The 12165-nt window shown below is 48.3% G+C and carries 8 protein-coding genes and 1 pseudogene; 5 read left to right on the top strand and 4 right to left on the bottom strand.

Annotated elements, in window-relative coordinates; translation table 11 throughout:
* Nucleotides 1-500: 500 nt before the first annotated feature.
* Nucleotides 501-1205: an HAD family hydrolase gene (locus tag IQ235_RS06775; protein ID WP_264320728.1), complete on the top strand. Its 705-nt coding sequence runs from the start codon at nucleotides 501-503 to the stop codon at nucleotides 1203-1205.
* 127 nt (nucleotides 1206-1332) lie between these two features.
* Here IQ235_RS06775 and IQ235_RS06770 read toward each other — a convergent pair whose 3' ends face one another.
* The gene (locus tag IQ235_RS06770) at nucleotides 1333-2205 is read right to left on the bottom strand and encodes a thioesterase domain-containing protein (protein WP_264320727.1); all 873 of its coding nucleotides are present in this window, start codon (nucleotides 2203-2205) and stop codon (nucleotides 1333-1335) included.
* A gap of 339 nt (nucleotides 2206-2544) precedes the next feature.
* Nucleotides 2545-3756: a 5-(carboxyamino)imidazole ribonucleotide synthase gene (locus IQ235_RS06765; protein ID WP_264320726.1), complete on the bottom strand. Its 1212-nt coding sequence runs from the start codon at nucleotides 3754-3756 to the stop codon at nucleotides 2545-2547.
* Nucleotides 3757-4135: 379 nt separating this feature from the next.
* Here IQ235_RS06765 and IQ235_RS06760 point away from each other — a divergent pair, with 379 nt between their 5' ends.
* Genes IQ235_RS06760 through IQ235_RS06750 form a run of 3 tightly spaced genes read left to right on the top strand, consistent with a single transcriptional unit; the run spans nucleotide 4136 to nucleotide 9734 of the window.
* Complete coding sequence (locus tag IQ235_RS06760; protein ID WP_264320725.1) at nucleotides 4136-5527, top strand: hypothetical protein; 1392 nt, start codon at nucleotides 4136-4138, stop codon at nucleotides 5525-5527.
* Between the two features lie 21 nt (nucleotides 5528-5548).
* Complete coding sequence (locus tag IQ235_RS06755; protein WP_264320724.1) at nucleotides 5549-7066, top strand: DUF1822 family protein; 1518 nt, start codon at nucleotides 5549-5551, stop codon at nucleotides 7064-7066.
* A gap of 49 nt (nucleotides 7067-7115) precedes the next feature.
* Nucleotides 7116-9734, top strand: coding sequence for an ABC transporter substrate-binding protein (locus IQ235_RS06750; RefSeq protein WP_264320723.1), 2619 nt, complete (start codon nucleotides 7116-7118; stop codon nucleotides 9732-9734).
* A 71-nt stretch (nucleotides 9735-9805) separates the two neighbouring features.
* On the opposite strand, the gene IQ235_RS06745 is transcribed toward IQ235_RS06750, so the two are convergent.
* A complete protein-coding gene (locus IQ235_RS06745; RefSeq protein WP_264320722.1) occupies nucleotides 9806-10492 on the bottom strand; it encodes a Crp/Fnr family transcriptional regulator in 687 nt (228 codons plus the stop codon).
* Between the two features lie 217 nt (nucleotides 10493-10709).
* Between IQ235_RS06745 and IQ235_RS18840 the strand changes: the two genes are divergently transcribed.
* The gene (locus IQ235_RS18840; protein ID WP_319592555.1) at nucleotides 10710-11498 is read left to right on the top strand and encodes a globin domain-containing protein; all 789 of its coding nucleotides are present in this window, start codon (nucleotides 10710-10712) and stop codon (nucleotides 11496-11498) included.
* A gap of 402 nt (nucleotides 11499-11900) precedes the next feature.
* Here IQ235_RS18840 and IQ235_RS06730 read toward each other — a convergent pair.
* Nucleotides 11901-12165: pseudogene (locus IQ235_RS06730) on the bottom strand (thioredoxin-like domain-containing protein); the annotation flags it as partial.

The following is a 12165-nucleotide window of genomic DNA, read 5'->3' as shown; positions in this document are numbered from 1 at the left end:
TCCCAGTACTGAGTCTGACAGTAAAATGTTAGTTGCAAAAGCTGATATCGCCCTATACCAGGCAAAAGAGGCCGGACGAGATCGGGCGGTCTTGTCGGTAAAAACGGTGTAGTGGCAAAACTAGAATGATGCTTTGACGACAGATTATTCAATCTATTTATAGCCGTTTTGTGTTCGAGAGGGTAGACCCCAACTCACTCAAAGGGGGTATGCACAGGGGCACAGTGGTGTCAACTTAAACAATTTAGTCACCAGGGCAAACGCATCTTAACCTGGATAATTGATGAGCCGGTGGCGAAGGTGCGCTCGTGTTTCTATCTTGCGGGGCGATCGCATAACGTGAATTATCCAGGTTAGGTTTTGACCCGATCTCAAAACGCCTACTACCGATAGCATTCAAGCTTTAGAAAGATAAATACTCGTGGGTAAACTCCGGTGTTGCAACCCGGAGTTTTCGCGTTATGCTCTATAAATTGAGGGGAAACAACTCGATCGAATTCATGAAATATTTAGCTCTGGCAACAGACTACGATGGAACCCTTGCCAAAGACGGACGGGTAGACGAGAAAACATTAAACGCGCTTGTTCGCTTCCGGGAGTCGGGAAGAAAGCTAATTTTGGTCACGGGGCGAGAACTCAACGAATTGCTGGAGATTTTCCCTCAAATTCAACAATTCCATCGGGCGATCGTCGAAAATGGGGCACTCCTTTACAATCCTCGCACCCAAGAAACTCGAATGCTGTGCCAACCCCCTCCAGTCGAATTCATCGAAACCCTACAAAAGCGGGGTGTAGCTCCCCTGCAAGTCGGACGGGCGATCGTTGCCACCTGGGAACCTCACGGGAAAACAGTGCAAGAGGCAATCGACCAAATGAAGTTACCTTTTCAAGTCACCCTCAACAAAAATGCAGTTATGGTATTACCCAACGGGGTGACCAAAGCCAGTGGCTTAAAAGAAGCCCTAGTGGATTTAAACCTGTCACCACAGCAAGTGGTGGGTGTGGGGGATGCAGAAAACGACCTGGCATTACTCGCCGGAAGTGGGTTGGGTGTTGCTGTTGCCAATGCCGTGACAGAACTCAAGGGACAAGCAGATTGGGTGATGTACGGCAAACGAGGTGCGGGGGTTCGGGAACTCATAGATCGACTCCTCGGCTCGAATCTGCCCCGTCGCCACAGATCTAGAAGCTCAAGGGAAATTTAGAATTAATTCGATCGGATAGTTCTGCTCGGTCTTATGGTAGACGATCGCTTAGGATGCCATCGAGCAAGCAAACAGTTCGGATCTGGGCTTCGGGTTTTGTCCCATTAGCAATTCGACGGTCGAATCTCTATTCGACCTTGGAGGATGCAGACTCGTCGGAAACTGCTGAGTTTAGGCTGGCTTGGAGCTTCCTCGCTAAGATTTGGACGTTGGGTTCTTGCAGCATGCTCGTATGACCGCCAGGGATATCGTGCAACTCGATGCCGAGGGTTGCGGACTTTTCCCAGCCCAGTAAGGGGTCTTCGGTTTGGCATCGGGCGGGTCGATCGATGCCAACGCCGTTTTTGGCTCGAAATAGCAAAATTTCCCCGTGAAAAACTTGAGATCGATATTCTTGCCACGCCACGTTCAAAATGGTGGAAAGGGAGATATTTTGTACGAACTTGGGTAAGGTGGTTTTTTGCTTCAGATAGTATCGATAGAGCTTCACTTTGAGTCGATTTCCCATTCTCTCGAGAAACTTTGTCAGCGGTGCCAACGATCGCGCAGCTTCGAGGGGATCGCATGCGGATTGCTTTGAGGGCTTAGAGGCCTGCCGATTGAGGGAATCGAACAAAGCCACCATCCCCACCCAATGTCCGCGAGCGTAGAGCTGTTGGGCAATTTCGACGGCCAGAACGCCTCCAAAACCCGAACCCCCGAGTAGATAAGGGCCAGCAGGTTGAACGGCTTGAATCATATTGCTGTAGCACTCGATCGAATCTTTCAGACGAGGATGGAGGATGGGATATCCCTTTTGTTGAAGGGGTTTCAATCCATAGATCGGTCGATCCGAACCCAGATGACGGGCTAAGTCTCGGTAGATTTCGGTATTCCCAAAAACGTCGTGAATGAGAAAAAACGGTCGTTTGGAGCCGCCCGGTTCGAGGGAGACTAGGGAACCATCGAGATGCAACCAAGCTGACGAGTTAATAGAACTTGTAGAGATTGAATTATTCATGGAAGGCGAAGAAAGCAACATCTCACGACAATGAGTTATCTCTGTATTCGTACCCAATTATGTTAATTTATTGGACGATAGTCATCTGTCTGCCGTAATTTCACTGTGATTTCACGTTCAAAATAGTTCGGGCAAGCTAGAATCTACGCAATTTGACGTAATTTATTCGAGGCGACTAGATACGATCGCCGTAAATACTTGCAGGCTAGACCAACGATTTTACCGATCGGGCTGCACGCGTTCGGCTCGGGCAGACAGAAAAAGGGCAAAGGAAAGAACCGAATTTGCGCGGGTCATCGATCTGAAGTGTTGGAGCGGTTTATCCGTGAATTTTCGGATTTAATTTGGGTACCAAATTGACTCGATTTTCCGAGCCACCTCAATTCCCGATTTTCGTAAATCCGCATGGGTTCCATCTAACAATACCGTAACGTGTCCCAATTTGCGCCCCGGACGAGATTCGGTCTTGCCGTACCAGTAAACCCGAGTATTGGGGATTTGCATCAGTTGCTGCCGTTTTTCTAGATAGTCGCTGTTTGAGGTCTCGTATCCGAGCAAATTCACCATTACCGCCCCGGCACAGGTCATCGCCGTACTGCCCAAAGGACGATCGGACACGGCCCGTAAATGCTGTTCGAATTGGGACGTTTCGCTCGCATCGATGGAGAAATGCCCGGAATTGTGAGTGCGGGGGGCAATTTCGTTTACCAACACTTTGCCGTCGCGGGTTAAAAATAGCTCGATGGCAAAGAGTCCTACCACCTGCAACTTTTCTAATATCGTCCGGGAGATCGCTTCAATACGTTCGATCGCCGCTGGTGGCACGTCCGTTGGAACCAGAACCCGCCGACAAACTTGGTCTTCCTGCTGCGTCTCCACGATCGGATAAATTGCGATTTCCCCGGAAGCATTCCGCGCCGCAATCACCGCTAACTCGCGATCGAACGGGATAAACTCTTCTAAAAGTAACGATGGCTGTTTGGACTTATCCCAATTGACCTTCAACCAGTCTTGCCAAGTCGCTTTCAAGCTATCCCAATCTTTTAAAATCGCCGTTCCCCGCCCGTCGTAACCGTGGCGGCGCGCTTTGAGTACCACGGGAAATTGCAACTCGGGGAGAGGTTTGTTGGGGGTGAGGGTGAAGAACTTTGGCACCGGAACGCCCAAATCTTGCAGGAAGCTGCGCTGGTGGTACTTATCCAGCAGGGGGGCGAGGGATTCGAGTGAGGGACGGAAGCACACCCCTTGCCGCGCCAGTTTCGACAGGGCTTCGAGATCGACAAATTCGTTCTCGAAGGTAATAACATCGCAGCGTTGGGCGAGTTGGGCCGTTGCGGTGGCATCGGCAACCGGGGCCAGAACGATCTCCACCGCTGTCGCAGCAGCGGGATCCTTAGGACTGGGGGTTTGAACGATCGCATCGATGCCCAGCTTCTGCGCTGGCGGACACATCATCCAAGCCAGTTGTCCGCCGCCAATGATGCCGACGCGATCGATTTTCTGGGTTTGGGGTTGTTCGATGGAATCTCGATTGGGGGTAGATGTTTTCACTGTCGGTAATGGGGATGGGAGGGGGAGACAAGGGAGACAAGGGAGACAAGGGAGACAAGGGAGACAAGGGAGACAAGGGAGACAAGGGAGACAAGGGAGACAAGGGAGACAAGGGAGAGGGGGGACGCTCCGGATGCCCAGATGGGAAGATGGAGAGAAAAATTTACCCATTGTCAATTGTCAATTGTCAATTCTCTCCCGATGCTCTCATACCCTCCCAAAGTGCATAAGTTCGACTCCCCCAGAAATAAGTAACTATAGAGCAACGATCGCGACTTAGCGACATCGCTATTGGTTTTAGCTCGGAATGGTAAGGGTGTTTGGAGAATCATTTGAAGAGTCAGTTGTGTGTATACCATCGAGCGAGGGGTACCAAAGAGTGGAGGAATGGAGATTGTGGTGGATATTTGCCTACTTAAGCCCATCGGGAGAATGCCGAAGTGAGGTGATGAGCGATGCCTGGACATTTTTTCATGGGTCGTTTCTCGACACTTCAGAGGGGGAAAATTTGACGATCGCCGTCGTGACGCAGAAGTTATTTGGACTAGTTCGCAGCAGTTCAGAGAACTCGAACCATGCCGAACTGTGCCTGCGCGGCTATATTTCCAATCAAATTCGATTCGCTTGCGACCGATTAGCCGCCCAATTTGGCGAACAATACGGTTTTTGCGCGCGGGATTTGTGGTCGTTCGTGTTGAATGACGTACCGCCCGATCGCATGAGATTGTCGCCGACTGGATATCAATCCACCGCCGATCGGATCTTAGAAACCTTCGATCCCGATCGGGGAAGTTTGAATACCTACATCGATCGCCTCGTCAAACGACAGCCAGAGTTGAAGCAATGCTTGCTCCAACATGGTGTCTATTTGGCAACGGCTTGGGGAATTTTAAACAATACCACCGTACACAAGCTTGAAGATGTGTTGAGTCAGTTCTACAACAAAACTGCCGTTGAAGTTCGGCAAGCCTGCCAGCTTTTGCGAGCTTTCCATGCTGTTTACAGTCGCAATCGAATCCAAGATCGCACCCAACGCACCGGAGGGGGTCGGTGCAAACCACCCACCACCGAACAGCTAGAGCAAATGACTCAATTCATCCACGATCGAGGGAATACAACGTTCCCATCAGAGACGAATGAGGTGCTGGGTTTGCTCAAAGATATTGCGGCCGATTTGCGCCACCATCACATCTACAAGAAAACGGGAAATTTACCGCCGGGTGTAATGGTCGATCCGCAATTTGGATACGACATCCCAGACAACAAACCCCCTTATGAGGGTCAGGGTGATGATGGGGATCGGGAGATTGAAGAATTCTTGAGGCAGTATCGCCAACAGTTACTCCACTGCCTGGAGAAAGCGATCGATCGGGTTATCGAGGTGCGGGTTGAGGGATTTCGCAAGCAAACGAGCAAAAAAGATCCCCACAAAGGCGATCGCAAAGCCAAAAAGTTTCTGGCGGCGATGGAATTACACCAGTGCGATCGCCGTTCCATGGAAGAGATTGCTCTAACATTGGGGCTAAAAGACCAACCGACGGTTTCAAAATTGCTGAAGTTAAAAGCCTTTCGCACCGACGTGCGCCACTATACCTTACAGTTGCTGCGCGATCGCGTTATAGAACTGGCCGGACAATATCTCGATCCCGATCGCCTGCAACATCTCGATCGCCTCCTCGATGAAGTGTTAGGCGAACGAATTGATGAAATGTTCGGGTCAACTGAACATATTTTGGCCGATCGCATTTGCCGCTACTTAGACCGCAGATAATCCGAATCAGACAAAGCCCCAATGAAGACCAACGCACTGAACCCCTTAAAATCAAGCGCAGCCGGATTCCGACTGTCTCCCGAGACGATCGCCCGCGCTGCCGAACTCAGCCAATCCGTACCCGCATTCGAGCAGCAGTGGCCCGTTTACCTGCGAGCATTAGGACTGTTTGGATTCGAGGAATGGCTGGGAAATCGCATCCCGGATTTGCCCTTTCGCAGCGATGGCTGTTCCCTATTCCATCCCGGTTATGCCAGTTTTATCGACGCCGCCTGCTGTTTGGAAGTGGGAGATTTTTCGTTGTGCGCGATCGCCACGAGTAACAGCGATTTACCTATTGCAGTTCCCCGAGGGGCGATCGAACTGCCGGAGTTTGCAGCGCAATTCTACGTTTTGATGGAAGTTTGGGAGGAAGAAGATTGGGTGCGCCTCTGGGGTGGTACGACCAGAAGTCGCCTCCTGGGTTCTCTCGATACCCTGGCGGTGGAGGCAAATCGCGATTGGACGTATCCCCTCCCCGCCAGTAGTTTTGACTGGGAACCGGATGACTTGTTGTTGCAACTGCGATGCCTAGATGCCGATGCCATTGCGATGCCCATGTCATTATCCACCATCGAACCCGCGCGATCGCTCTCCACCGAACTGCACGCTAAGCTTGCCACAGTCAAACCCCAACTGCAAGGGGGGATTCGTCAGCCGTGGCAGGTGTTTTCCTGGGATGAGGCGGTGATGTTGTTGGAAAATCGAGATGAACTCGATCGGTTGTACGATGCCCAAATCGCTCCCAAACCCGTCCCCACAGAAGTTACCGTCGAACCACAATCGACTCTTTTCTCTCCTTCTCCCGCTACAAGCACTGTAATTTCAAAACCGGGCGATGAATTCAACCGACTCTTAGATTGGTTGCAGGGCATTGTCAGCACCCAATGGAGTCTACCGGGAACATTCTTACCCTCAACGGGAATCCGGTTTTGTCACCTAAGTCGTGCATTACGTCATGGGAAAACCGAACCGATCGATCCTCAAAATCTCCGTCGAGAGATCGCTCAATTGTATGCCAGCCAACCGGCAAAAAGCGATTCAGAAAGTCATTTAAAACGCATCGTTCCCTCCCAGATGAGCGATGGCAATGCCTTGGCGTATTTGATTCAATCGGTAGATGACGAAGGGATTCGGCGGCAGGCGGTGGATTTGTTGCAGGAGTTCGAGCCAGAACATCCCATCCTGAAAGCCTCGCGGGAGAAAGATTTGGGCATCGATCTCGAAGGATGTTCGATCGCCTTGCGGGTTCTGTTGATTCCTCGGCTGGACGATCGATATTCAGTACTGGTGCGAGTTTATCCAACGGGAGAAAGTCGATTTTTGCCCGAGGGGTTGCAACTGGCCATCCTCGATGAAGGCGGGAACGAACTCGTCGCGCACACCGCCCGAGAACGGGACGATTGGATCGATCGTCCTTTAATTGTGGAAGAGGGCGAGCGTTTCGGTATTAGAATAACTCTCAACGAGTCTAGCGTCACCGAAACGTTTGCGGTCTGAGGCGACTGATAATTGCGGTGTTTACACTTGGAATTCGATCGGGTCTGCTATGAATGAAAATTACGCGATTCTCTTGACCTTTGGCACGGGAAAAGATAATGGTTTGTCTGTCGTTGCCAAACTACTCCGAGATGGCCAACAGATCGAAACACGGAAAAGACGCTCAATTGCCGCACTTCCGGATCTCCAAGATAAATACGCTCGCTGGAAGGAGCACTACATCCAACAGACCACGCGAATCACTATTCCCCCAGCAATCAGCAATCACTCCAGCCTCGATGATTGCCAAAATGCAGCTAGGGAACTGAAAGCTTATCTAGAGCAATGGTTCGACAGTCCGAAATTTGAAACCTTAAAGGAGTGGATTATCGGTCGCGTTCTAGGGTTACCCGATCCATCCGTCCCCATTTTCTTTGAATTTGATACGTGCTCCCACGAGCAAAATACGTTCTTGCGTCGTTTGCCCTGGTCTTGCTGGGATTTATTTGACGAGTTGCCCAATGCAGATGCAGCATTGAGTATTGCTTACGGCAAACCCATGGAATCCCGCTTGAGAAATCTCAAAATCTTAGCGGTTTTCGGCAGCGATGAAGGGGGAATCGATTTAGAAGCCGATCGACGCTTTGTCAGTCAGTTGGAACAATGGGGCGCTCAAGTTCGCAACTTATCTTGCCCCGAACCCGAAAAGCTATACTCCAGACTCAAACACCGTGCTTATGATGTCTTATTTTTTGCCGGCCATAGCCTGAGTACTGACGAGCAGCGCAATGGAGAAATTTTACTCCAACCTCAAAGACCGGTATCGATGAAGCAACTGCTCCCTTGCCTGCATACTGCAGCACGCAGAGGGTTAAAGCTGGCGATTTTCAACTCCTGTGATGGCTTGGGGTTAGCGGATTTGCTCATCGCGAAGGCTAAAATTCCGTCGGTCGTTGTTTTCAGAGAACCGGTTCCCGACGAAGTTGCCCGTCGTTTCTTAGAATATTTTCTCCAAGAGTTTTCTAACGGAACGCCACTGTTTCGAGCCGTGCGAGAAGCTCGCAATCAACTTCAATTTTTAGAAGATCGTCCTGAGAATCCCTTACCTTGTGCCAGTTGGTTACCCGTGGTTTGCCAGAATCCCAGCCAATCGGAACTGGTTTGGGACAAAACCACTAGGAAAAGATGGTGGAAAATTGGGGCGGCGCTACTGGCATTCGTCGCATTGAGTGGTGCGGCGATCGAGTTCTGGACAAGGATGCGTAGTCCTGATGTAGTGTTGAGTCGAGGTGAAACATTAGTAATGGCCTCTCAAACCAATAATGCAAAGGAAAGAGGACTGGCGGCGATGGGCGATCGAAACTGGGAAGATGCGATCGCCGCCTTTAGACAATCGCTCAATCAAGAACTCCAAGAAAACGAAACGTTACAGATAAAAGATTCTCTCGATCCCGAGACGTGGATTTATCTAAATAATGCGATCGCCGAACAAAAAGCAGAAAACCAAATCGGTCAGCTCGCACAATTAGCAATTTCAGTTCCAGCGAAAGATAAACCCGGAGAACAACTAATTTCTAAAGAATTTTTGCAGGGAGCGGCATTACGACAAGCGGAATTTAATTGTGGGGTTGAAAAACTCATAACTGCAATTAAAAACTTAGATATTTCTTTGGATTGCGTACCTGAAGATAACAATAATTTTATTCATATTACGATTGCTAACGATTTGAGCAATGAAGATATATCAAAATATGTGGCTGCAGAGCTTTCAAAAACTTCAATTCTTGGCACGATCGGTCACTTTTCAAGTGCTGCTTGTATTAAGGCGGGAAAAGTTTACGATCGCAATGAAGTCGTGATGATTTCTCCAACTTGTACTTCCACTTCTATTCAAGAATCATTAGGATTTAGCGATTACTTCTTTAGAACCGTTCCGAATGATGCGGTAGCAGCAAAAAGTCTTTGGTCTAAAGTTAAAACAAATAATGCAGAAGTTGCGATCGCGTACTCTAGAAATTCAGAGTATTCGGAATCTTTTAAAACAGCTTTTGAAAAACAAATTCCATCAAAAAAATATACTTATATTTGTGATGAATTAGAAGATAACTTTTATGCCCCTGGTTGTGCTGAAGCAGCGAAAGCAGAAGGAGCAAATTTCCTACTGTTAGTACCGACAACAACCCAAACTTTAAACGCGACCCTGAGTATCTTAACCCATTTAGATTGGAAGCTCGTACCCTTGGGCAGTGATTCTGTCTACAACTCCGCAATTATAGATCCGGATGGCTATGGAAAACAAGCAGCGGAAACCGGATTGCAAATCTACGTATCTTGGCATCCCAGTCTAAATCCGAATAACCGAACGGATTTTGAGAAAAATGCTACCCGAATGTTCGATTTTGAAGACTGGAATTGGCACAGTCAGTCTTCCTATGATGCAATGTCAGCTTTGACACAGGGGATTCGGGAACTAGATGGCGTTCTCAGTGGAGAAAAACTGATGCAAAAATTACGCAATCCTGACTTTGCTGCCGATGGAGTGGTGGGAGAAGGTAGCGTGAAGTTTTTACAAAATGGCGATCGGGATTTGCGCGATTTTGAAGATAAAATTGGAGCGATTATTGGGGTAGAAGAATATCGAGATGAAACTGGAGTAACTGACTATCGTTTCGTACGAGTTGACGAATAAATATTTGGAATCATTGGGTCTTTATTTGTGCGGTTCAATTTCAATTGAACCTGAAACTCAAACACTTTTGATTATTCCACCAACTTCTCTAAAGCATCGCGATTTTTAATGACGATCGAACCGCCACGTTTGTATTCAACAATGGCATCAATTTTCTTAAATAAACGGACACATTCTTCATAGGTGATTCCGATGCTGCGGGCAACTTTTTGGTGGGGAAGTTTGAACTTTAGCTGCTGTTTTCCATTAATGGCAACCGTGCCATAGCGATCGGCATAATATCGAATTAGGCGTACCAAGCGGACGATCGCTCGTTCGGAAATCAGTCCGTGAACGGTTCCGTGGAGTTGTTGCAAGCGGCGATCGAACACTTCTAAAATCCGAAAGGCAACTTCTGGCGTGTGGCGAATGGTATCGAGTAATGCTTTTCGGGCGATCGTTAAAACTTGAGATTCGACTTCACAAATGACCGTTGCCGGTGCAATTCCATTTCCAAAAATTGCCGGTGCAGCAAATATTTCTCCGGGTGAAATTATCCGAATTAAGGTTTCTTTGCCGTTGGCAGCATTTTTTTTGATTTGCAATCCTCCATCAATTAAAGCATGGAGAGATTCAGGGAGTCGATCGCCTTCGCAAGCGACAATTTCATCTTTGAAATAGTTTTGGATGTGAGTATGGGGTTGCAGAAACTTCAGAGATGATACATCTAAGTCTTTGAGTACCCAAACTCGGGTGAGTTGTTCGATGGATGCTGGCATTGGGCAATCTAATTTTGAGTCTCAACAAAAATTTCAACACCCATTCACAAAAAAATCGGTTTATGAGCTAGCTCAAAGACAAAACACCTAAACCACTGTCACACTAAGATTAACATCGAATTTTACACAGAGGAAGACCGACCCAAAAGATAGATTTTCAAGCGGCATCTGGTCATCTAACCGATCGAACTTTTTATTTGTTTAGGAAGAAGCAGACATGACGAATACAGTTTTTAGTTCCCATTCATCTGCATCAACCACTCTTAGAGAACTCATCCAATATCCCGATCGAGGTTTATCAAAGAAAGTTCTGCTTGCAGATGAAAACTGCCAATATACGCTATTGTGCTTAAGAAAAGGCACGAACATTTCCGAGCATACGGCAAGCCGAAATGCATCGATTACCGTTATTGAAGGTTATGGCACTTTTACCCTCGAAGAAAAAGAAATTCTCTTAGAACCGGGAGTCTTTCTCTTTATGCCGGCAAATACACGTCATGCCGTGAAAACCCGAGATAATCTTGCCTTTCTCCTCACACTTTCCGAACCTTCTCAACCCAAAAATCAACTTAGTAAACACACTATTGATGTGGTGAAATCCACGGCCCCAATCCTGAAAAAAAACGGCAAGCAAATCACCACTCGGATGTACGAAATTATGTTTGGAAACCATCCCGAGGTGAAAGAACAGTTCGATGCATCCGCGCAAGCCGATGGTTCTCAACCCACCAAACTGGCAACGGCAATTTACAGCTACGCCAGCCACATCGACAATCTCGACGCTTTAAAATCCGCTGTGGAAAAAATTGCCCATCGCCACGTGCAAACCCACGTCACAGCCGAACAGTACCCGATCGTGGGAGAGAGTTTGTTGCAAGCGATGAAAGATGTTTTGGGCGAAATTGCCACTGATGAGGTGATGGCAGCCTGGACGGAAGCGTACGGTGTCTTAGCGGAAATTTTCATTAACCGGGAGCATCAAATTTACGAGTCCCAGGGGGTATAGCCTCTCAAGCTGGACACTCCAAAAATTGGCAAAAAAAAATTCCCTGTCTTCAAATAAGACAGGGTAAAATGCGTAGAAAGGTGGAGAAACAATCGATTCGACTCTCGCTTAAAATCACTCGAAAATTGAGCGTTTGTTTCTATAGTTCTAATATCCTAAATTTCACAACAAGAAGCCGCGATCGAGATCTGCCCCTGATGGTGAGATCGATCTTGACAAGTTGTGAGTTGATGGCTAGCAAGTTAGCGTAGAGTAAGCGATCGAAATGACCCACTCTACGCAACTACTATTTTTTTCAGAACAAAGAAATGGGGAATGGCCGCGCACAGAAGACGGGGAGAAATCCCCTTGTGGTTTCCCCGATACCGGTCGTCGTTGTGTAAGTCCGATCGCAATCTCAATCTAATCTGGCAAACAGAGATTCGGCGCGCACAGTCCCGGTAATTTCAAATTCCGCACCTGCATCGTTGCCAAATCCACCCGACAAATTCGATGGTTATTGGTGTCGGCAATGTAGAGATAACCTCCCGCGACGCTTAAACCCGAAGGTTCGCGAAGATCTTCTCCCGTTCCCAGAACCGTTTTACAGAAGCCGGTTTGCGGATTCACCTGCTTGATTTTGTGATTGTAGGTATCCGCCACCCACAGATGGCCACCCGCATACTCC

It is taken from the genome of Zarconia navalis LEGE 11467 (assembly GCF_015207075.1).
GTDB lineage: Bacteria > Cyanobacteriota > Cyanobacteriia > Cyanobacteriales > Geitlerinemataceae > Zarconia > Zarconia navalis.
The sequence above is the reverse complement of the archived record's forward strand: the minus strand, read 5'-3'. Positions and strand labels throughout refer to the sequence as shown.